This window comes from Novosphingobium sp. (assembly GCF_041915465.1).
Taxonomy (GTDB): Bacteria; Pseudomonadota; Alphaproteobacteria; order Sphingomonadales; family Sphingomonadaceae; genus Novosphingobium.
Window position 1 is genome coordinate 1 of record NZ_JAYSBK010000052.1, and the last position, 21,843, is coordinate 21,843.

Consider the following 21,843-nt stretch of genomic DNA (forward strand, 5'->3'; position numbering starts at 1 on the left):
TTTGCGCCCAAGCACTATCCCAAGGCGATCATCGACTACGCCAACACGCGCGGCGCCGACAAGATCATCTACGCGGGCTATTTCCCGATGGGCCTCAGCCTCGACCGGATCATGAGCGACATGGAAAACGTACCGTTCAAGGACGAGGTGTGGCCCAAGTTCCTGCGCGAAAACGCCGCGCGCGTATTCAAGCTCTGAATTAAACTAACAATACAATTTCCTGATCTCAGGGGAGAAAACGATGACCAATGCCGCGAGTGACGCGCGCACTGCCCCCGTGGCGGTGTGGCAGCTGCTGGAAAACCTCAAGGGCCAGGACCTGATCGACTGGCGGCTGGCGCCTGTAACGGGCCGGGTCTCGGTGGCCGAGCGCAACCTGGACATCGGTTTTCCCTTTGGCTGGTATCCGATCGAACTGTCGGCGAACCTTGCCGTGGGCGAGGTCAAGCCCCTGCGCTACTTCGCGCGCGACCTTGCGATGTGGCGCGGGGAAGACGGGCAGGTGCGGATCATCGATGCCTACTGCAAGCACCTGGGCGCTCACATGGGCCACGGCGGCAAGGTGGCGGGCAACCTGCTGGAATGCCCGTTCCACGCCTGGCGCTATGATGGCGAGGAAGGCGTGGTCAAGGAGATCCCCTATGCCAAAGCGATCCCGCCGCAGGTCAAGCGCAAGTGCACCCGCACCTATCCGGTGACCGAGGCGAACCGCTGGATCTGGATGTGGTATCACCCCGAAGGTATTGATCCGCTGTGGGAAGTGGTAGCCCTGCCGGAATGCTCCGACCCGGACTGGACCGATTTCGAGGTCTATGAATGGAACGTCTGGGGCAATCTTCAGAACATGGCGGAAAACGGCGTCGACGTGGCGCACTTCCGCTATATCCACGGCACGGCCAACGTGCCGCTGGGCGAACTGCGCTGGGGCGAATGGGGCCGGGGCGCCGATGTGCGCGCCAAGATGGGCACCCCATGGGGCGAGGTCGACGGCTGCATCAGCTATGACACCATGGGGCCGGGGCAGAGCTGGACGCGCTTTACCGGAATCTCGGAAACGCTGCTGGTCGCCTGCATCACCCCGGTCGAGCTGGACCACTGCCACACGCGGTTCTGCTTTGCCCAGCCCAAGGCCCAGGCCGAGGGCGAGCGCGCCGGGGTGGCCCGCGCGATCATCCGCGACATCTGCAAGCAGTACGATCAGGACAAGGTCGTGTGGGACCGCCAGAAGTACGAGCCGAACCCGATCATCTGCGATGGCGACGGCCCGATCCCGCAGTTCCGCAAGTTCTATTCGCGCTACTACGCGCAGGCAGAGGGTTGAATTCGATGGCGACGCGGCGCGAAGTGGTGGCAGGCGGTCTTGCCGCATCCGCGGCCAGCCTTGCCGGCATGGCCCAGGCCAGGCCGGCGGCAATGCCTGGTGGAAAGGCTGGCACCGATGTGCTGGCAAGCTACGACGCGGTCGGGCTGGCGGAACTGGTGCGGCGGCGCAAGGTTTCCCCGACCGAGTTGCTCGATGCGGCGATCGCCAAGGCCGAGGCGCTTAACCCGCGCTTCAATTTCATGGCGCAGAAGCATTACGATTATGCGCGCAAGGCCATTGCCCAGGGCCTGCCTGATGGCCCCTTCACCGGTGTGCCCTGGCTGCTGAAGGATCTTTATACCTACATCGAGGGCGAACTGACCGAAGGCGGCAGCCGACTCTACAAGGGTTATCGCGCCACGGTCACGTCGGAACTGGTCCGGCGACACCAGCGCGCCGGGTTCGTGATCTTCGGCAAGACGAGCACGCCCGAATACGGCCTGACCGGCACGACCGAGAACAAGCTGACGGGCGATACCCGCAATCCCTGGAACCCGGCACACAGCACTGGCGGTTCATCGGGCGGGGCAGCGGCGGCCGTTGCCTCGTGCGTCGTGCCGGCGGCTCATGCCAGTGACGGCGGCGGCTCGATCCGCATCCCGTCGTCGTGTTGCGGGCTGTTCGGCATGAAGCCCAGCCGTGGCCGGGTGCCGATGGGGCCCCTGCGCACAGAGGGCTGGGGCGGACTTTCCACCAACCACGCGATTACCCGCAGCGTGCGCGATTCAGCCGCCATTCTCGATGCGACCCACGGCGTGGAGCCGGGCTCGCGTTACGGTGCGCCTTCGCCCCGCGAAGGTTTCCTTGCTCAAGTTGGCAAGCACCCCGGGCGGCTGCGCGTGGCGCTGATGACCCGGCCGATATCCGGTTCGCCAGTCGACCGGCAATGCATCGAGGCGGCGCAGGCAACCGCTCGGCTATGCGAAAGCCTGGGACACCACGTCGAGGAAGCCAATCTCGAACTTGACGCAGCCATGCTGGGGTGGGCCAGTTTCGTGCTCATCGGCCCCTCGCTTGCTGCCGACATGGCCGATCGTGCCAAGGTGCTGGGCATCACCCCGGGGCCGGACGTGCTTGAACCGATCAGCCTGGCTTTCGCCGAATATGGCAAGGCCTTTACGGCTGTCGATTCCGTGCGTGCCAACAACCTGCTGCAGGAAACCGCGGTCAAGGTCGCGGCGTTCATGCAGAAGTTCGATGTGATCCTGACCCCAACCCTGGCTGCGCCGCCAATCAAGCTGGGCCGGATCAATCTCACGCCCGACTGCGGGTTCCAGGAATGGGGGCAGCGCGCGGCGGTTTATTCGCCATTCTGCCAGTTGGCCAACCTGACCGGTCAGCCGGCGATGTCCGTGCCGCTCTCCATGTCTGAAGACGGGCTTCCGATCGGTTCGATGTTCTTCGGCCGTTATGGGGACGAGGCGCTGCTATTCCGCCTGGCGGGGCAGCTTGAGCGCGCCGCGCCGTGGTTTGACAAGCGGCCGAACCTGGCCTGACGGGAGAGTGTGATGCTGCAGACGATTGCTCCATTCGCAGGGTTGCTCGGGCTGATCGGCCTGGCGGGCCTGGCGGGTATCAAGCACCCGGCGGACAAGCAGCGTCCTGGCGGGTTGATCCGCCTGCTTGGCCTGCTGGGCCTGGGCGGGCTTGCCGGGTTCTGGATCGACGGCGCAGGGGCCATGGGCGCGGCGGGCGCACTGGGCCTGTGGAACCACCAGAGCCCCAGGCTGGCGTTCTGGGGCAAGCTGGGCTGGGCCTGGCCGGTGGGCGCCGTGTTCCTGGCGCTCCACTTCCTCGGCTAGAGAATCCCAAGGTTCTGCGCGGTGCGGGCCGAGGGGATCAGCAGATGGCGGATGATCCGGTCCATCTTCCCCTGGTTCGACACCGCCAGCGGCCGTTCGATCGGGAAGGGCAGGGCATCCGTGCGGTCGGCGGCCAGCCCGGCGGCCATCAGCTTGCCCATCAACGGCGCCATGACATTGCCCCAGGCGTTGAAATACATCAGCCCGTAAAGTCCCGGACGCGGCTGGAACACGCCGGGGAACTGGCGATCGCGCATCGCCACGCGCCCGGTCCAGTAGGTTTCCAGCTCGATCCGCATCGTCTTGGTTTCCGGCCAGGCATGGTGCAGCCAGGCCAGCTGGTTCTCGAAATGCCAGCGCGCGTCCTGCGGGCTGGCCACAGTCGGGATCGACGAAAGGATCAGCTTGTCATGCCGGTCGCGAACCAGCGGATTGATATCGAGCGGCACCTGCGACAGCGTCTTGCCGCCGGGATTGATCACCGCGCGCGCCTCGGCTGACAGCGGCTGGGTGGTGAGCGCATAGGCCGTCAGCGGATAGAAGGCGCGCGTGAATTCCGGCACCACGTCGGTCGGATAGGCATTGGTGCAGAATACCACCCGCGCGGCGCGGATCGATCCGCCGGGCGTGCGCACCAGCCAGCGCTGGCCTTGCTGCTCGATCCCGGTGGCAGGCGTGCCGCCAAACACCGTTGCGCCCAGCTTTGCCGCTGCCGCGGCCATGCCGCTGGTCAGGCGATAGGGATTGACGTGCCCGCCATCGACATAGTCGAGCGCATGGGTCCACAGCTTGCTGCCGGTCTGGGCTTCAAGCTCGGCCCCGCCAACCTCCTGCACCCGCAGGAGGCCCTGGCTTTCCATCCACGCAGTCTGTGCGCGGAACTTGGCGATCTCGTCCTTGTCTTCGGCGACGTTGAGATAGCCGGTGCGCACCGCATCCGCCTCAAAGCCGTGACGCTGCTGGAGGTCATAGGGGATGGTGTGATGTTCGCGGAACGCCTCGAGGAACGCCTTGCCCTGATCCGGGAAGCTGCCGAACACCGAACGGTCGCGCAGGGATGGAAGGACATGCCCGGCATTGCGGCCCGAAGCGCCCCAACCGGGCTGGCGCGCCTCGATCAGCACGGTCGCCACGCCGGCTTCGGCCAGGTGCAGCGCCAGCGAGGAGCCGGCGAGTCCGGCGCCGACCACCAGCACGTCGGTGTCGAGCGCTTCGCCCAGCGCGGGCCATGGCGCGGACGGTCCCTCGGGCTTGGTCCAGCCGCTGTGCTCGACGCCGATCAGCCCGCGTTCGAACAGGTCCGCCTCGCTGCTGGCGGCGGCATCGGCCTTGATGAGATCGGGATAGCCGTGCCACCACTTCCAGCCGCCAAGTGCGCCTGCTGCCGCCAGACCGCCGCCTGCCAGCAGCAGGTTGCGGCGCGAGGTTTTGCGCGAAGGGGCCGAATCTTTCGAGGTCATCTCAGTCTTCCAGGTCTGGGGACCAGGCGACCCCATTGATATGGGCGCCGCCATCGACGAACAGCGTGTTGCCGGTGACGTAGCGGGCATCGTCGCTCGCAAGGAACAGTGCGGCCCCGCCGATGTCGGCTTCGGGATCGCCCATCCGGCCCATCGGGTTGGCGGCCTCGATCCGCTCGATCATGCCCGGCTGCTGGGCCATGATCCGCCGCGCCGATGCGGACAGCGCGGCCGGGCAGATCACGTTGCAGCAGATGCCATAACGCGCCCATTCGCGTGCGGCGGTGCGGGTCAGCGCGCGCAGGGCTTCCTTCGCCATGTTGTAATCGGTGCTGCCCATGTGGGCGTTGACCCCGTTGAGCGAGGCCATGTTGATGACCCGGCCCCAGCCTTGCGAGCGCATGTGGGGCAGGGCGGCCGACATGGTCCAGTGCGCGGCATAGGGGCCCATGCGCAGCGCGGTATCGAGCTGGGCGTCGGTCTTGTTCTCGAAGCGGGCAACGCCGCTGCCGCGCCAGGCGTTGTTTACCAGGATATCGACCGGCCCGGCCGCTTCCATCATGGCCAGGACGCTGGCCTTGTCGGTCACGTCGACAGGGATGTAGCGCGCCGCGCCGCCTTCGGCAACGATTTCCGCAGCGCAGGCCGCGCCCGTGGCGTTATCGAATTCGGCGACGATCACGGCTGCGCCTTCGCTGGCGAACCGGCGTGCAATGCCCTTGCCAATTCCCTCGCCCGCGCCAGTAATCAGCGCGGTGCGCCCCGAAAGCCTTCCTGCCATCCGATCGTCCCTGTGTATCTTGGTGAGATTTGCAGCTTTGAATCCGCAAATGATGATCCAAAAATAGATTTTGACATATAAATGCGCATAAAATAGCGTATTTGACAACGCAAAACATGGAGTGAGTGATGCGCGGTTTGCAAGGCAAGGTCGGGATTGTGGCTGGCGGTGGACGCGGAATTGGCGCGGCCACGGCGCGGCGTCTGGCCGAAGAAGGCGCGGCGGTCGTGATTGGTGACATCACCGAGGCCTGGGCTGCCGAAACTGCCGAGGCGATCCGCAGTGCCGGGGGCAAGGCGATCGGCGTGCATCTCGATGGCACCAAGGCGGCATCGCAGCAGGCGATCGTCGCGGCGGCGCTGGCCGAGTTCGGCGGGCTCGATTTCTACCACTCCAACCTGGCCGGCGGGACCGAGGGCGATATCGACGCGCTCAACTGCTCGGAAGAAGTGCTCGACCGCTCGTTCGCGATCAACACCAAGAGCCACCTGTTCGCCACCCAGGCCGCGCTGCCGGTGATGCTTGAACGCGGCGGCGGGGCGATGATCTATACCTCGTCGGGCGCGGCGACGGCGGGCAATGCCTTTCAGGTTGCCTATCCGATGACCAAGAACGCCGTCCACGCGCTGGTTCGCCACGTGGCGGCGAAGTACGGCAAGAAGGGCATCCGCGCGAACGGGATCAGCCCCGGCGTGGTGATGACCGAAGCGGTGGCGCAGCACCTGACCCCCGAATATGTCGAGGCGACGCTGAAGACCGTGCCGCACACGCGCCTTGGCAAGCCCGAGGATATCGCCGCTGCCGTAGCCTTCCTCGCATCCGACGATGGCGAGTGGGTCAACGGGCAGGTCTGGCACGTCAACGGCGGCCTCATCAAGCGCGACTGATGGCAGTTCGCCCCTATTGCGCTGCGCAGGAACTCCATGACCTGGCGTTCCGCTATGGTCTGGCCGTGGACAGCCTCGATCCGGCGATGCTGGCTTCGGTCTTCACCCGCGACGGCGTGATGCGCGGGCTGGGGCAGGTCGAGGCGCGCTATGCGGGGGCGGCGGGCTTTGCTGCGATGATCGGTGAAGTCCGGGCGAGCTTCCAGCGCACTCAGCACAATGTCTTCAACCAGACGTTCGACCTATCGGACGATGGAACCGTGACCGGGCTGACTACCGGGATCGCCAGCCACATCCTGCCGGCCGCCGACGACGCGCCGGATTGGACCCTGCTGGACTTTGCCATGCGCTACCATAACCGGTATGCCAAGGAAGACGGGGTGTGGAAGTTCGCCGAGCGTCAGCTGGAAGTTGTCTGGGTGGAAACCCGCAAGGTCGCGCGGTTCAGCCCGGCCATGCTGGGGCGCGAATTGCGGGGCTTCTGAACGGTGGATTGATTGCCGCGACGGCGCGGCATGGAGTTGACGCGGCATCCAATTGGGGGTTTTGCCAGGGCATGAGCGAAGATTTTCCGATCGATGACATCGACCGCGCGATTGTCGAACAATTGCGCATCAACGGTCGGGCCACCAACCAGCAGATCGCCAATCGGCTGGGGCTGACGGCGGCCACGGTGTCGGCGCGCATCCGCCGGATGGAAGAGGCGGACAAGTTGCGGGTGGTCGCCGTCTCGGACTTTTCCGCCCACGGCTACAACGTCCTCATGGAAGTGGCGATCGAAGTCGATGGCCGTCCGGCGGCCGAAGTCGCGGATGAACTGACGGCCTTTCCCGAAGTCTTCGCCGCGCACCTGGTGACCGGTCGCTATGATATCGACATGCTGGTTGTGCTGCGCGATTTCGACGACCTTGCCGGTTTGCTGCTGGACAAGTTTTCCAAGGTTCGCGGTGTCCGCTCGATGGTTCCGGCGATCGCCGTCGATGTGATCAAGTACAAGTTTGACGTGGCGCCGATCGATGCCCGGGGGGACGCATGACAACGCCGCAGCTTGATGAACTCGACCGCCAGCTGATCGAGGTCCTGGCCCAGGATGCCCGGGTGTCGAACCGCAAGATCGCGGTCGACCTGGGTGTAACCGAAGGCACCGTGCGCGGGCGCATCAAGCGCTTGCAGCAGGATGGGCTTATCTCGTTCACCGCCATCACCAGCTTCGGCCTGGCCGATTCCGCGCGGATGGCCTTCATCGGGGTGCAGGCCGATTTTGCCGATGTTCGCGAAGTGGGGCGGCGGATCGCGGAGCTGTCGTCGGTCAACGCGGTTATGATCACCATGGGGCGCTTCAACATCCTGGCGATCTGCCTGTTCAACACGCTCGACAACCTGCACGAAGTCGCATCCAGCCAGATCCTCGCGATCCCGGGGGTGCATCACGTCGAAACCTCGATCGCGGTCAAGACGGTCAAGTACAACGCCCGAGTCGTGCGGATCACCGAGGCAGATGTTGCCGAAGTGGATGATGGTTGATGGCATTTTGCGTAGTTTGATGTGTTAAAAACTACGCAAGGTGTAAGGCTGTTTGATCTTTCGCAATGCATTACGCAAATGCATTGCGTTTCGGCTGCGATTTGCCTATTGTTCCCCCAACGAGGCATTGGGGAGATTTTATGGCTACGACCGCAGACTATGGGCTGGGCGAGTTCACCTATCCGCGCGGGTGGTTCATGGTGGCCCGGGCGGAAGAGGTTGGCACCACGCCGATCGCGGTGCGCTATTTCGGCCAGGACATGGTGATCTATCGCGGCGGGCAGAGCGGCAAGCCGTTCATGATCGAGGCCTATTGCCCGCACATGGGCACGCACCTGGCGCGCAACACCACCTCTTATGTGATCAAGGACGCCGAGCACGTCGAGGGCGACAACATCCGTTGCCCCTATCACGGCTGGCGCTTTGGCCCGGACGGCAAGTGCAACCAGATCCCCTATTCACCGGCTCCGGTGCCCAAGGCCGCCTGCCTCAAGAGCTGGAAGATCGTCGAGCGGGCGGGTTGCCTGTGGACCTGGTACGACCCGGAAGGTCTTGAGCCGGACTACGATCTGCCGGCCTTCGCGCCTTACGATGCGCCGCACTGGGTCAACTGGAACGTGCGCGAGCTGGGCGAACTGGCCTGCCATCCGCAGGAAGTGGTCGATAACATGGCCGACAAGGCCCACCTCGAGCCCGTCCACGGTTCGATCGACATTGCCTCGTTCGAGAACGAGTTTGCCGATCATGTCTGCCGCCAGATCCTTTCGGCCGGGCACAAGACCCTGGCGGCAGAGGGCGGCGAGCCGATGACCAATGATACCTGGTATACCGGCCCTGGCATTCTCCAGTCGGAAATGATCGGCGCCAATCCCTCGCTCATGCTGATCGCGCACACGCCGATCGACGATGGTCTGCTCAAGGTCTGGTACGGGCTGCTGGTCAAGGTGGCCAATGCCAGCCCGACTGACGACGATCGCGCCCTGGCCCGCGCCTATGAAGATGCCGGCGTCGATGCCTTTGCCCAGGACTTCGAGATCTGGAGCAACAAGCGGCCCTGCATCAACCCGATGATGGTGCGCGGCGATGGTCCGTTCGACAAGGTGCGGGTGTGGTATCGCCAGTTCTACAATCCGCGCGCCCAGGCCGAAACGTTCCAGAAGCGGGTCAATGGCCGCTACACCACGCGCGGCACCAAGGCTGCGCCGTGGGATGCGGTAGCCTGACCGCTTGAACCTGCTCCAACGCAGAGGCCCGCTCCGGCATCCCGGGGCGGGCCTTTCGTTTGGCGGCAGTTCCGCGCGCCGGCTCAGGTGGCGGTGGCGCCGCCATCGACCACCAGGGGATGGCCGGTCACGAAGCTGGCATGGTCGGAGCACAGCCACAGCACCGCGGCGGCGATTTCCTCGGCCTGGCCCATGCGGCCCATCGGAGTCATCGAATCGAGCAGCTTGCGCATGTCCGGGTTGGCGGTGAGCGGCGCGGTCATCGGGGTCTCGATGACACCGGGGCAGACCGCGTTGACGCGGATGCCGGCCTTGGCCCAGCGCAGCGCGCCGTGCCGGGTCAGGCCGATCACGCCGTGCTTGGTGGCGGTGTAGCCCGGCTGCGCGCCGTTGCCGACCAGGCCATTGATCGACGAGGTGTTCACGATCGCGCCCTTGCCCTGCTTGAGCATGACATCCGCTTCCTCGCGCATGCAGTACATCACGCCCGACAGGTTGATGGCCACCGCGCGGTCCCACACGGCGTCGTCGTATTCGTCGGCGCCCATGTTGTTGATGCCGGCATTGTTGTGCGCGAAATCCAGCCGCCCGTATTCGCTGACGGCGCGGGCCACCAGCGCCTTGACCGCATCGGCATCGGCCACGTTGCAGTGCTGGAACACCGCCTTGCCGCCCGCAGCCTCGATCAGCGCGACGGTTTCCTCGCCGCCGGCCTGATTGACGTCGGACACCACGACCGAGGCCCCCGAAGCGGCAAAGCCCAGTGCGGTCGCGCGGCCGATCCCGCCGCTTGCGCCCGTAACCAGCGCAACCTTGCCGTCGAAACCGTAATTCATCACCCTCTCCTTGATATGCGTAGAAATTAGATTACAGGATAACGCAAATAATGGTCAATCAATGATTGCAGGAGCAAAACTCGAATGAGTGACAGTCTTTTCTCGCCGGTCGCTCTGGGTGAGATCGAGCTTGCCAACCGGATCGTCATGGCCCCCATGACCCGTGATCGCGCGGGGCCAGGCGATGTGCCCGGGGACATCATGGTAGAATACTATGCTCAGCGGGCAAGTGCCGGGATGATCGTGACCGAGGGCGTTCAGCCCAGCCCGGCCGGCAAGGGGTACTGGCGCACGCCCGGCATCCACAGCGCCGAACAGATCGCGGGCTGGCGCAGGGTGGCCGATGCGGTCCATGCGCGCGGCGGCCGGATCGTGATGCAGTTGATGCACTGCGGGCGCGTGGTGGTTCCGGCCAATCGCGGCTTTGACGCCGATGTGATCGCGCCGTCCGCCCTGCCGTGCCCGGTGCAGGTGCCGGGGCCTGACGGGACGCCGATGGATTCCGCCATGCCACGTGCGATCGCGGCGGCGGAAGTGCCGGCCTTGCTCGAGGAATATGCCCAGGCCGCGCGCAATGCCGTGGCTGCGGGAATGGACGGGGTGGAACTGCACTGCGCCAGCGGCTACCTGATCAACCAGTTCCTCAACCCTGCCAGCAACCAGCGCGAAGACGAATTTGGCGGCAGCGTGGAGAACCGCATCCGCTTCCCCAACATGGTGCTCAAGGCTTTGGCCGGGGCGATCGGGGCAGGGCGGGTCGGCTTCCGCATTTCGCCCGGCAATCCCTATAACGGGATGGACCCGGCTGATCCGGCGGCCACCTTCGGCCCGTTCGTCAAGGCGGCCGACGCGCTGGGCCTGGCGTTCCTGCACGTGGTCGACATGGGTCTTCCAGAACTTGACACGCTGGCGCTGCTGCGGGCCAATTTCAGCGGGCCGATCATCGCCAACAACAACCTCAAGGCAGACAGCGCCCGCGCGCTGCTCGAGGCCGGCAAGGCCGAGGCGGTCAGCTTTGGCCGGGCGTTCATCGCCAACCCCGACCTGGCCGAGCGGATCAAGGCCGGCGCAGCCCTGGCCAAGCCCGATTTCAGCCTGCTCTATACCGGGGAAGAGCGCGGTTACACCGACTATCCCGCGCTTTGAGCGGAGCAAACGCAACGGGCTCCGGCCTTTCGACCAGAGCCCGCCTTTGCGTGCGGGGCTGTGGAGAGATCAGCCGACCGCGCGCAGGCCCTGATTGCCGCCTTCGCCATCGGGCTTGGCGTAATAGCGGCTGTACCATTGCCGGAACTGCGGGATCGGGCCATCGCCGTCGCAGATGATCGGATTGGCTTCAAAGCGCATCCGGTCCCAGATTACCTTGTCCTGATCGAGCTGCTTGCAGATGTCGCGGATCAGCGCCTTGGCAAGGCCCGCACCGGGCCCGTTGGCCTGGCTCTTGGGCTGCATGAAGCCATAGCGGACCCGCAGCACGTCTTCCTCGATCGGGACCAGGCTGGCCACCAGCAGGGTTTCCGAAATCCCGCGGAAGCGCACCCAGCTCTGCCCGGCGCCCATCGTGTCATAGCTGATCAGGCCGTCGACGATTCCGCTGGGCGTGCCCATCTGCGCCTTCACATCGGCGCCGCGGCCCCAATCGCCCCAGCGCAGTTCGGCCTGCGGCACATCAGCCGTGCCGTGGATGTACTTGAAGTGGGCCACGTCGACGCCGTTTTCGGCCATGTTCTGGATCGAGCCGTAAACGATCCATTCGTGCATGTCGTATTCGGTCCATTCCGGATCGCCGTATTCCTCGTGCACGACCACGTCCCACATCGGCGCGACGTTCTGGTCGGGATGATACCACACCCAGATCCAGCCGTTGGCTTCGGTCACCGGCCAGGTGCGCAGGCACTTGCGCTTGACCTGCGGCGGGATCGCCTTGGCATAGGGGATGTCCTTGACCACGCCTTCCTCGCCGTCATAGCGCCAGGCGTGGAACGGGCATTCCAGCAGATTGCCGGAAACCTTGCCGCCGTGGCCCATGTGCGCGCCCAGGTGCTTGCACCAGGCGTCGGTGACACGGACCTTGCCGTCCTCACCCCGCCAGATCGCGAGATCCTTGGAGAAGTAGCGCAGCGGCTTGACCTGGCCGACCGCGATGAAGTCGGTCTGCTCGACCGCGTACCAACCAAACGGAAAGCCGATTTCCATCCCGCGCTCGGCGGGGGAGGGACGGCCCTCAAGCGGGGCGACGCGCCAATCGACCAGATCCTGGCCGCGCAGCTTCTCCAGAACCTGCCAGACCGCGACGGGAGGGGTGCGGGCGTCGGTGACGCCAGGGGTGTTGCTCATGGGATAGCTCCTGCTTACGCTGCCTTGGACTTGGCGCCGGGCCGCTTGTCGATGGTGGTGTGCACGCCGTTGACGCGCCCCTGGAACTCCGCTGCCTTGTCGCGGGGGTTGTAGAACTGGCGATACCAGATGCGTTCCTTGTGGAACGGACCGTCATCGGGGATCTGCATGATGGCGAGGGCCGGTTCCTTGTGCTGCCAGACCTCGAAATCCTGGGCAAAGGCTTCGAGCGCGACGTCCTGGTAGCTGCGCGCCATCGATACGCCGGCCTCGTCGGCGCGGGCATCGGCCACCTTGACCATCAGCGCGTACCACACCCGCACTTCGCCATCCTCGACCGGCGTGTTGCAAATCATGATGATCGAGGGGTGCTGGCCTTCCATGCGCGAGAGCAGGATGCCGGGGCCGGTGTACCAGGTGTCGGTGATCAGCACATCCTGCGCGCTGTCGGACACCAGCGTGCGGTGGCCCGCGCCGAACCGCTGGAAGATCAGGTGATCGCGGAACTCGTTCTCGAAGTAGACGATGTCCTTGCTGCCATGCACCGGAATGAAGTGGGCGACGTCGGCCATGTTGTCGACAATCTCCTGCGGGTGGATCGGCAGGGTGCCAAGATGGTCGAGCCGCCAGCGGACCCAGCCCTGTTCCTCCATGTCCCATTCTTCGAACAGCGGCAGGTCGAAGTCGGGCTGGCCGCCTTCCTCATCGTGCCACATCCAGATGCAGCCCGCGCGCTCGATCACCGGGAAGGTCTTGATGCAGGCCGCCTTGGGGATGCCGTGGGTGGAATAGGGGATGTCGTCGGCCTTGCCGTCGGGGCCAAAGCGCCAGCCGTGGCCGGGGCAGCGGATCGATTCGCCCTGGATCTGCTCGCCATCGCGCACCACGTAGCTGGTCGTGTTGCGGCCGATGTGGATGCGCATATGCGGGCAATAGGCGTCGACCAGGTAAACCTTGCCGCTTTCCCCGCGATAGGCGACGAATTCGCGCCCGAAGAAGCGCAGCGGCACCGGCTTGTCAGCGATGTCGCCGGCTTCGGCGATCATGAACCAGCCACGCGGAAACGTGAGCGGACCCAGTCCGTATTCGGCAGTCTTGGCCATGGAATTCTCTCCCTTTTCCGTCTGGCTCAGATGAAAGTGTCGGTGTTCGGATTGCCCAGCAGATAGCCGCCGAAATTGCGCCGGACCGAGCCGGGGTTGTTGGCGATGTGGGTGCGGCCCGAATGGATATCGACGAAGGCGCGGACCAGCGGGCTGGAGCGATAGATCCCCTGCGCGCCGCTCGAATAGAACATCCGCGAGATCAGGTTCGCGCAGCGATCGAGGATCTGGCCCGACTGGAAGCGGAACAGCAGGCGTTGTTCCAGATCGTACTGCGCCCCGGCCGAGGCCTGCTGCATCAGCACGTCGAAGTTACGGTTCAGCACCAGCTTCATTTCGTCGATCGCGGCGGCGGTTTCGGCGATCACGCCCTGGGCGTCGGGATCGTTCGCGGTGCGCGAGAAGTCGTTCGAGCTGACCCGGGCCGCACCATAGGCGCGGAAGGCATCGAGCGCGCCCTGCAAGGCGCCGATAGACGAGGACGACACTGCCCGCACGAAGATCTGCCCGAACGGCAGCTTGTAGAGCTGGGCATCATTGACCTTCAGGCCCGGGCTGGTGGTGGCGAAGCCATCCTTCGAGCGGTGCGAGCGATAGGCCGGGACGAACGCGTCCTTGACCACCACGTCCTGGCTGCCGGTGCCGCGCAGGCCCAGCGTATCCCAGACATAGTCGATCTCGAAGTCGCTGCGCGGGACGAGGAAGGTGCGGTAATCGGGCGCGCCGCCTTCGGGATCGGGTACCAGCCCGCCCAGGAACGCCCACTGGCAGTGATCGACGCCCGAGGAGAAGCCCCAGCGGCCGCTGATCCGGTACCCGCCCTCGACCGGGGTCACTTCGGCGCGCGGCATATAGGACGAGGAAATCAGCGTGGTCGGATCATCGCTCCACACATCGGCCTGGGCCTGCGCGTCGAACAGCGCCAGCTGCCAGTTGTGGACCGCCACCACGCCCAGCACCCATGCCGACGACATGCAGCCTTCCGCGAGGGTCATCTGCACCGCATAGAAGCTCTGCGGATCAAGCTCGTAGCCGCCCCAGCGCTTGGGCTGCAGGATCTTGAAGAACCCGGCTTCCTGGAAATCGCGGATCGTTTCGTCGGGGACCTTGCACTCGTTCTCGCACTGCTGCGCGCGCTCGCGCAGCGCCGGGACAAGCGCGCGGGCCTTTTCGACGAGGGCTTGGGTCAGGTCGATCTTGGCGGCATTTGTCTGCATCGCAATTCTCCTTGCGGTAAGGGGTGTCAGGCGGCGTTGGCCAGGGCGGCCTGTTCGTCGGCGCCGAAGCCGACGCTGAAATCGTGGCCCCACAGGCTCACCGACGTGCTTTCGAAAACGGTGTGGTGGTCCCAGTCGATCGTCCGGCCACCAAAGCCGTATTCGATCGCGAAACCGCCCGGCGACATGAAGTAGAAGCTGGTCATGTGATCGTTGGTGTGCTTGCCCAGCGTGGCCATCAGCCGGACCCCGGCGCGCTGCATCCGGTCATAGGCGCGGCCAACCTCATCGAGGCTTTCCACTTCGAACATCAGATGGACGCAGCCCGAGGGGACTTCACCTTCGAACAGCGCGAGGCTGTGATGGCGGCCATTGTCGCAGTGCATAAAGTCGATCCGCTGCGCCATGTCCGGGGCGGGGCGGTGGATCAGGACATCGGACAGCCCGAAGCCCAGCACGTCGATCAGGAACTGGCGGGTCTCGGCAATGTTCGGGGCCGGCAGAACCATGTGGCCCAGGCCCAGCTCGCCGGTCACGAAGCCGGGGACCCCGACAGGCGAGGCAAAGCGATCGAAATCGGTGACATAGCCATAGGACAGTTCGTGCCGGTTACCGGCGGGATCGCGGAACCAGACCATGTCGAACACGTGGCGCAGCGCGCATTCCTGCGACGTCGCGGCGGTATAGCTGACGTCGCGTGCGCGCAGTTCTTCGCAGGCGGCGGCAAATTCGGCCTCGCTGCGCAGTTCCCAACCCGATGCGAAGAAGCAGTCGGCATCTCCGGCCTCGACGAACACGCGGCCCGCGCGCTCGTCCATTTTGAGAGCCAGCCCGCCGGGGGCGTCCTTGACGCTCATTCCCAGGACATCGCTTGCGAAAGCGCGCCAGGCCTGCGGATCGCTGGTCTTGACGACAACGTATGTCAGCGCTGCAACCTTCACGGCGTTCCTCCCGGCCTGCTTGATGCCCGATGGGTAACGCCCGGGGCGGCGAGGGAACATTGACCGGAATCAATTTATTCGATGTTTGCGTAATAAATTGGACTGCATGTAACGCAAAACGACAATCAAATCGCAAATCATGGCTTTTTATGCGAACCAAATTCGCAATCGCCGCGTGAATGACGTTGACCAGTCCGCCGTGCTGGGACATGGCTCTGGCAAACGCACGCGCTGTACGCAGGAGGATCGCCATGGCCGCCAATGCCTATTCACATCTGCTGGCCCCGGGCCGGATCGGCCAGCTTGAGATCCGCAACCGGATCCTGGTCACCGCGATGGGTGTCAGCCTGTCCGAAAGCGATGGCCACGTCGGCGAGCGGCTGATGGCCTATCATGAGGAGCAGGCCAAGGGCGGGGCCGGGCTGATCATCACCGGGGTGGCCGGGGTGGCCTGGCCAGTGGGCGCGGTGCAGCCCAACCAGACCGCGATTTCCGATGACCGTTTCCTGCCGGGGCTCAAACAGCTGACCGAGCGGGTCCACCGCCACGGCGCCAAGATCGCGGCGCAGCTGCATCATGGCGGGCTGGTTGCAGGCTATTCCTCGGATGCGTTCGACGCGGAACTGTGGGCGCCGTGTTATCCGCCGCAGCTGGCGGGCGATTTCATCGATTTCTTCCTGCCCGAGGAAATGGCGGGCTTCAGCGGCAAGATGCCGCGGATCAAGGTGCTGGAGGCGGCTGACATCGATCTGGTGGTCGAACAGTTCGGGGCTGCAGCCGCGCGCGCCAAGGCGGCAGGCTTTGACGGGATCGAGCTGCACGGCGGCCACGGCTACCTGCTGTCGTCGTTCATGTCGCCCAAGACCAACAGCCGCACCGACGAATACGGCGGGCCGCTGGAAAACCGCGCGCGGCTCTTGCTGCGGGTGATTGCGGCGGTCCGCGCGGCGGTCGGCCCGGACTTCCCGGTCTGGGTCAAGCTCGACACGGCCGAACACGGCAAGGACGGCGGGATCGAGCTGGCGCACGCGATCGAGGCGGCGCGGCTGGTCGAAGCCGCGGGCGTCGATGCGATAACCGCCACCTCCTATCACAATGCCATGATCGGCAAGCTGCATTCGGCCTCGAACATCCCGCACGAGCCCGAAACCAACATTCCGGCGGCCGCCGCGATCAAGGCGGCGGTGCGTCTGCCGGTGATTGCCTCGGGCCGGGTCGAGCCGGAAGCGGCCAGCGCCCAGATTGCGGCGGGGCAGTACGATTTCATGGCGATGGGGCGCAAACTGCTGGCCGATCCGGCCTTGCCTGCCAAGCTGGCCGGCAATGCGCCGGATTCGGTCCGCCCCTGCATCTATTGCTACACCTGCGTCTCAACCGCCTATGTCCGCGCGCCGCTGCGCTGCGCGGTCAATCCGGCAACGGGGTTCGAGTGCGAGCGCACCGAGCCGCGCGTCAGCGGCAAGCATTACGTCGTGATCGGCGGCGGGCCGGGCGGCATGGAGGCCGCGCGGCGGCTCAACGAGGCGGGCAACCGGGTGACGCTGCTGGAACGCGGCGAACGGCTGGGCGGCACCCTGCGTATTGCTGCCCTCGCCTATCCGGCCAACGAGCGCCTGCTCGATTGGCAGATCCGCGAACTGGGCCGCTCCTCGGTCGAGGTCCGGCTCAATACCGATGCGACGCCGCAGCTGCTGCGCGAACTGGCCCCCGATGCCGTCGTGGTCGCCACCGGGGCGCGGCGGGATATGCCCGAGCTGCCCGGCAACAACCTGCCCCACGTGTTCAGCGGCGACGATATGCGCAAACTCCTGCTGGGCGAAAGCTCTGACGAACTGAAGCGCAAGACCGGGTTGATGACCCGGCTGGCGACGCGCGTCGGGGCCGCGACGGGGATTACCGCCAATCTCGATTTCGTCCGCGCCGCCACGCGCAAGTGGATGCCGCTGGGGCAGAACGTGGTGATCGTGGGCGGGGAACTGGTCGGCATCGAACTGGCCGAGTTCCTGCACGAGCGCGGCCGGACCGTGACCGTGATCGAGCCGGCACCGCGCCTTGGCAAGGGGCTGCTGCTGGTGCGGCGGATGCGGATCCTCTCCGAACTGCGCGATCACGGCGTCGGCCTGCATGGCGGCGCGCGCGACATCGCGATCGGTGAGAATGTGGTGACCTTCACCGATGCGGCAGGTGTTGCGCAGACAATTAGCGCTGACAACGTCATCGTAGCGATGGGGGCGAGTGGCGATACGGTCCTCGCGGATAGGCTGCGTGCCGCTGGATTAAGGGTCGAAACAGTCGGGGACTGCGAAGGCGTAAGCTACATCGAGGGCGCGGTTCGCGGTGGGGCCGAAGCGGCGGCCAGGTTGTTGGCCTGAGCTTACCGGTCCCGTTGCGCAGGTTGCAGGCGGGCCTACCCCAAAATGTGATGACGGCTGCGGCGCCTGGCCTGATGGGTCAGGCGCCGCTTTTTTGTGTGTGCTCCAGGCAAGAAAAATGGCGCACCGGCCAAAGCCGATGCGCCAATTTCAAAAGCTTGCAGTTCGGTTGGGACGAAACCCTCAGAACTTGATGCCCAGGGTAACGCCGTAGGTGCGCGGATCGGCGAAGTAGCCGCCGGCATAGCCAAGCGCGCCAAAGTCGATCCCGCGGACGAAGTCATGCGAATTTGTCAGGTTCTTGCCCCAGATCTTCAATTCCGCCTCACCGGTGCCAAGCGGGATATGATCAACCCCGATCTGCGCATCGATGATGTTGCGGTTGTCACCCTTGAGCACCGAGTTGAACGGCGAGGTAATGTCGGTCGAGAAGCTGTATTTGCCGTCCTCGTAGGTGTAGCTGACCCGGCCCACCAGGCGCATTCCGTTGTCGCTAAGCGGGACTTGCATGTTCAGCGCGGCATTGGCGGTGAACGGCGAGGTATAGCCAGGCGTCACGACCGAGGCGATGTTGACCGGCGGGTTGCCCGGCGTGGTCGACTGCCCGGCCATGAATTCCTTGTACTTGATATCGACGTAACCAAGGTTGCCTTCAAAGGTGAAGTTGTCGGTCAGCTTGGCCTGGGCTTCGATTTCGAAGCCGGTGTAGGTCACGCGGCCGGCGTTGCCGATCCGGGTGGCGAAGGTTCCGGCCGGCGCGTTCGTCAGCGGAATGTTGACGGCCAGATCCTTGTACACGTTGTGATAGCCAGCCACGTTCAGACGGACACGGCGATCGAACAGCTCGGTCTTCAGGCCAACTTCATACGAAGTGACGTTTTCCGGCTGGAAGTAGGGCAGAACACCGGCAATGGCCGCATCCTGCGCGTTGAAGCCGCCCGAGCGATAGCCAGTGGCAACGCGGGCATAGGCGGAAATGCCCTCGGCCACGTCATAGCCCAGCATCAGGTTCCAGGTGAACTTGCTGAACTTGGCATTGCCGATTTCCGGAATGGCGACGGGCACGGCACCGTTCTGGGTACGGATCATCGTCTTGGTATCCCAGGTGTAGCGCCCACCAGCGGTGAGGCGCAGGCCGCTGTCGTGGCCGCCGGGATAAAGCGTGAACTGACCGTAAAGCGCGGTGCTTTCGCTCTTCGCGGTGTACTTGAGCGTCGCCAGGGTCTGGACCATGCGGAACTGGGCCGGATTCGTCGCACGGAACGAGGGGGCCAGCAGCGGCGCATAGAGCGCAGCGAGGTCAGCCGGGAAGCCCAGGCCGCGCAGCACGCCGACGAAGGCCGTGTTCGAGAAGACCGCAGAGTTGGTGTCGAGGATATAGCCGCTGTTCTGCGGATTGTCCTCGCTGCCCTTTTCCCAGAAGTAGAAGCCGCCGACCACCCAGTCGAGCGTGTCGCTGCTTCCGCTGATTTCCAGTTCCTGGCTGAACTGCTTGTGGCGACGCTTGTTGTTCGTATCGAACAGATTCTGCGTCACGGTCGGGACCGATTGGCTGGACAGATAAGAGGCGGTACCGGCCGAAATGCCAAGATTCTGCAGCAGAGCCGAGGGGAAGCCGTTGAACAGCGTGGTATTGGTGAACTTCGGTCCAGTAAAGGCACCGATGCCGTCAAGGTCGCTGTTGCTGTCATTGTTCCAGAAGCGATAGCCGGTGGTCGACTTCACCTTGAACGGGCCAAAATCGTTCTCGACCTGCAGATTGTGCCCCCAGGTCTTGTCCATCGATGTGCTGGAAATGTCGTTGCAGACCTGATCGCGCCAAACGCGCGTCGGAGCTGCCAGCGCGCGGCAGGCGGCGTTGGCAAAAGTCGCCCCGGCGAGATACTGCTGGACTGCCGCCTGCTGAGTGACAACCACCGGTTGACCATCGACAATCATCGGCGGACGGATTGCGCCGTTGGCCACGTTGGTCAGCTGGAAGTTGGTCGGGCTGCCGGTGGTCTTCGACCAGTCGAAGATGTACTGGATCGAACCGGTCGAACCCAGTTCCGCGCGAGCCGCAAAGCGGAATGCGTCGGTCTTGCGCGCGCCCGGATCCTTCGAATCGTCCGGCTGGAGAATGTTGTCGACTACGCCGTTGCGTTCGCGGTGGCTGTACGAAAAGCTGGTGTCGATGCCCAGGATTCGGCCCGGATCTAGCGAGATCTTGCCGTTCCAGGCATTGAAGTTGCCATAACCGGCCTCAGCCTTGACGCGCAGGGTCTCCGAAGGCTTGCGCGAGATGAAGTGGATCGCGCCGCCGGTGGTGTTCCGGCCAAACAGGGTGCCCTGCGGTCCGCGCAGCACTTCGATGCGTTCGATATCCATGACGTCGAGGGCGCTGGCGCCCGAACGCGCGATGTAGACGCCGTCGACGTAAAGGCCGTTGGCCGTATCGAGGCCAAAGGTTTCGCTGGCCGGGGTCGGGATGCCGCGAATCGAGATGACGGCGGCGGCGCTGCTGGTGGTGCCCTGAACGATGGTCACGTTCGGCGCCATGCCCGACAGGTCGCGCGAGTCCGAAATGCCGAGCTTTTCGACTTTCTCGGCGCTGATGGCGCTGATCGCCAGCGGCACATCTTGCAGGTTCTGTTCGCGCTTCTGCGCGGTGACGACGATCTCGTCGAGCCCGCTACCCTGGTTTTCCTCCGCTTCCTGCGCAAGCGCAGGGGCTGCAACTGCGATCAAGCTTGCGCCCAGAAACAAGCGCGCGACGGCGCGCGAGGTGCTGTTGAAATTCATGAACGACTCCCCTCAACCTTGGATTTGGTTTTCCAACACCGCAAATTTGAACGTATGCGTAAAAAAAGTCAATGCATGCTACGCAATAATGTCAAAAAATGCAGATATGGTGCGTAAAGGCGGCGTTTCGTGGCAAATTTGACGCGATTCCCGATGCGGGCGGCTTCGCGCAAGGCGAGCAGGGATCGCTGTGCCTGCCCGCACAGTCACGGACTTCTCGCGATCGCTGATCGATTGTCTGGTGGGCGATACCCACGTCGGACGCCGGGCGATCAATCTCGATGAGCAGCGCTGGGTCGGCTCGGTTGCGCGGCGACAGCCTGACCAGACGCATCATGAGATCCGGGCGCCTCCAAGGCCGGTCAAGGGTGATACCCTCGATTATCTCTTTCGGGTCTTTCACCGGGGCGCAAGCTGGGTCAAGCGATGGCGCTCGACCCGGGGGCGAGCCGGGCGCTCGGGCTTGGCAGCCTCGCTTTCAGCATTTGCTTTGCTAGACGCGTGGGCTGAACAATATGGTGGCCGGATCGTCTTGCCGCTTACGACGCTGGCCTGCGCAGCGGCCCCACAACTGTTGATCCACGCCCACCGTTATCTGCCGATGCTGCTGGCCGCGCCGGGGCTGGGTAGGGCTGGCGGCGGATTTGCCGATCGACAGCTTCGAACAGCGCCGTCAGATCATCGATGTCCGCGTCGATCATTTCATCCCAGTCGGCCAGCACCTTTTCAAGCGCCTCGCGGACCCCGATTGTGGCGGCGCTCGCAGCCGGCAAGGGCACCTTGTGCGGCCAGGGGTGGCCGGTCAGATTGTTGACAAGCCATCCCGCGGCAACCAGCGAGCAGACGTTTGCGGCAATGCAGATCCAGTGTGGCCAGCCCCAGGGGTCATGCCCAGTGGCACCCAAGGCGCACAACAGCGCGCAAGCCCCGCCGGGAGGGTGAAGACAGCGCAGCATCGACATGACGGCGATGGCAAGTCCCACGGCAATGCTCGCACTCAGTACCGGAGCACCGAGAAAATGACCGGTCGCCAGACCGATCGCCCCCGAAATCAGGCTGCCTCCGATTACCGACCATGGCTGGGCCAAGGGGCTGGCCGGAACCGCGAACACGAGCACCGCCGAGGCGCCCAGTGGCGCAACCAGCAAGGGCAGGCCGACAGAACCGTCACCAAGCAACAGCCACGACGTCACCCCGGCAAAGCCGATGCCGAGTG

At 64.6% G+C, this 21,843-nt stretch carries 19 protein-coding genes and 1 pseudogene; 11 read left to right on the plus strand and 9 right to left on the minus strand.

Annotated elements, in window-relative coordinates; all coding sequences use genetic code 11:
• The 4 genes and pseudogenes from ACE3SN_RS10270 to ACE3SN_RS10285 form a co-directional block, all read left to right on the plus strand.
• Nucleotides 1–198, plus strand: a pseudogene (locus tag ACE3SN_RS10270) (amidohydrolase); the annotation flags it as partial.
• 43 nt (nt 199–241) lie between these two features.
• The gene (locus tag ACE3SN_RS10275; protein ID WP_374529730.1) at nt 242–1,321 is read left to right on the plus strand and encodes a Rieske 2Fe-2S domain-containing protein; all 1,080 of its coding nucleotides are present in this window, start codon (nt 242–244) and stop codon (nt 1,319–1,321) included.
• Nucleotides 1,322–1,326: 5 nt separating this feature from the next.
• Nucleotides 1,327–2,859, plus strand: a complete 1,533-nt coding sequence (locus tag ACE3SN_RS10280) for an amidase (RefSeq protein WP_374529732.1) — start codon at nt 1,327–1,329, stop codon at nt 2,857–2,859.
• A gap of 12 nt (nt 2,860–2,871) precedes the next feature.
• On the plus strand, nt 2,872–3,165 hold the full coding sequence (locus ACE3SN_RS10285; RefSeq protein WP_374529734.1) for a hypothetical protein: 294 nt from the start codon (nt 2,872–2,874) through the stop codon (nt 3,163–3,165).
• On the opposite strand, the gene ACE3SN_RS10290 is transcribed toward ACE3SN_RS10285, so the two are convergent.
• Both ACE3SN_RS10290 and ACE3SN_RS10295 read right to left on the minus strand, forming a co-directional pair.
• Nucleotides 3,162–4,625: an NAD(P)/FAD-dependent oxidoreductase gene (locus ACE3SN_RS10290; protein WP_374529736.1), complete on the minus strand. Its 1,464-nt coding sequence runs from the start codon at nt 4,623–4,625 to the stop codon at nt 3,162–3,164. The genes ACE3SN_RS10285 and ACE3SN_RS10290 overlap by 4 nt on opposite strands.
• 1 nt (nt 4,626) lies before the next feature.
• Nucleotides 4,627–5,406: an SDR family NAD(P)-dependent oxidoreductase gene (locus tag ACE3SN_RS10295; RefSeq protein ID WP_374529738.1), complete on the minus strand. Its 780-nt coding sequence runs from the start codon at nt 5,404–5,406 to the stop codon at nt 4,627–4,629.
• A 128-nt stretch (nt 5,407–5,534) separates the two neighbouring features.
• On the opposite strand from ACE3SN_RS10295, the gene ACE3SN_RS10300 reads away from it, so the two are divergent.
• From ACE3SN_RS10300 to ACE3SN_RS10320, 5 genes are all read left to right on the plus strand, one after another.
• Entirely contained in the window at nt 5,535–6,293 is a 759-nt protein-coding gene (locus tag ACE3SN_RS10300; protein WP_374529740.1) for an SDR family NAD(P)-dependent oxidoreductase, read from the plus strand.
• The gene (locus tag ACE3SN_RS10305; RefSeq protein WP_374529742.1) at nt 6,293–6,778 is read left to right on the plus strand and encodes a nuclear transport factor 2 family protein; all 486 of its coding nucleotides are present in this window, start codon (nt 6,293–6,295) and stop codon (nt 6,776–6,778) included. The genes ACE3SN_RS10300 and ACE3SN_RS10305 overlap by 1 nt, the downstream gene beginning before the upstream one ends.
• A gap of 71 nt (nt 6,779–6,849) precedes the next feature.
• Nucleotides 6,850–7,329 (plus strand): Lrp/AsnC family transcriptional regulator, encoded by a 480-nt coding sequence (locus ACE3SN_RS10310; protein ID WP_374529744.1) that lies wholly within the window; start codon nt 6,850–6,852, stop codon nt 7,327–7,329.
• On the plus strand, nt 7,326–7,817 hold the full coding sequence (locus ACE3SN_RS10315) for an Lrp/AsnC family transcriptional regulator (protein WP_374529746.1): 492 nt from the start codon (nt 7,326–7,328) through the stop codon (nt 7,815–7,817). The genes ACE3SN_RS10310 and ACE3SN_RS10315 overlap by 4 nt, the downstream gene beginning before the upstream one ends.
• A 140-nt stretch (nt 7,818–7,957) precedes the next feature.
• A complete protein-coding gene (locus ACE3SN_RS10320) occupies nt 7,958–9,040 on the plus strand; it encodes a Rieske 2Fe-2S domain-containing protein (RefSeq protein WP_374529748.1) in 1,083 nt (360 codons plus the stop codon).
• Between the two features lie 83 nt (nt 9,041–9,123).
• On the opposite strand, the gene ACE3SN_RS10325 is transcribed toward ACE3SN_RS10320, so the two are convergent.
• Nucleotides 9,124–9,876: an SDR family NAD(P)-dependent oxidoreductase gene (locus ACE3SN_RS10325; protein WP_374529750.1), complete on the minus strand. Its 753-nt coding sequence runs from the start codon at nt 9,874–9,876 to the stop codon at nt 9,124–9,126.
• An 84-nt stretch (nt 9,877–9,960) separates the two neighbouring features.
• Here ACE3SN_RS10325 and ACE3SN_RS10330 point away from each other — a divergent pair, with 84 nt between their 5' ends.
• A complete protein-coding gene (locus ACE3SN_RS10330) occupies nt 9,961–11,022 on the plus strand; it encodes an alkene reductase (protein WP_374529752.1) in 1,062 nt (353 codons plus the stop codon).
• A gap of 69 nt (nt 11,023–11,091) precedes the next feature.
• Here the strand turns inward: ACE3SN_RS10330 and ACE3SN_RS10335 are convergent, their stop codons facing one another.
• The 4 genes from ACE3SN_RS10335 to ACE3SN_RS10350 are packed head-to-tail and all read right to left on the minus strand — an operon-like array spanning nt 11,092 to nt 15,474.
• Entirely contained in the window at nt 11,092–12,213 is a 1,122-nt protein-coding gene (locus ACE3SN_RS10335; RefSeq protein WP_374529754.1) for a Rieske 2Fe-2S domain-containing protein, read from the minus strand.
• A gap of 14 nt (nt 12,214–12,227) precedes the next feature.
• Nucleotides 12,228–13,316: a Rieske 2Fe-2S domain-containing protein gene (locus ACE3SN_RS10340; protein ID WP_374529756.1), complete on the minus strand. Its 1,089-nt coding sequence runs from the start codon at nt 13,314–13,316 to the stop codon at nt 12,228–12,230.
• Nucleotides 13,317–13,342: 26 nt separating this feature from the next.
• The gene (locus ACE3SN_RS10345) at nt 13,343–14,533 is read right to left on the minus strand and encodes a flavin-dependent monooxygenase (RefSeq protein ID WP_374529758.1); all 1,191 of its coding nucleotides are present in this window, start codon (nt 14,531–14,533) and stop codon (nt 13,343–13,345) included.
• A 26-nt stretch (nt 14,534–14,559) separates the two neighbouring features.
• The gene (locus ACE3SN_RS10350; RefSeq protein ID WP_374529760.1) at nt 14,560–15,474 is read right to left on the minus strand and encodes a VOC family protein; all 915 of its coding nucleotides are present in this window, start codon (nt 15,472–15,474) and stop codon (nt 14,560–14,562) included.
• A gap of 251 nt (nt 15,475–15,725) precedes the next feature.
• On the opposite strand from ACE3SN_RS10350, the gene ACE3SN_RS10355 reads away from it, so the two are divergent.
• The gene (locus tag ACE3SN_RS10355; protein ID WP_374529762.1) at nt 15,726–17,846 is read left to right on the plus strand and encodes an FAD-dependent oxidoreductase; all 2,121 of its coding nucleotides are present in this window, start codon (nt 15,726–15,728) and stop codon (nt 17,844–17,846) included.
• Between the two features lie 183 nt (nt 17,847–18,029).
• On the opposite strand, the gene ACE3SN_RS10360 is transcribed toward ACE3SN_RS10355, so the two are convergent.
• Nucleotides 18,030–20,627 (minus strand): TonB-dependent receptor, encoded by a 2,598-nt coding sequence (locus ACE3SN_RS10360; RefSeq protein WP_374529764.1) that lies wholly within the window; start codon nt 20,625–20,627, stop codon nt 18,030–18,032.
• A gap of 539 nt (nt 20,628–21,166) precedes the next feature.
• On the minus strand, nt 21,167–21,843 hold a 677-nt coding region (locus tag ACE3SN_RS10365; RefSeq protein ID WP_374529766.1), incomplete at its 5' end, for an HPP family protein.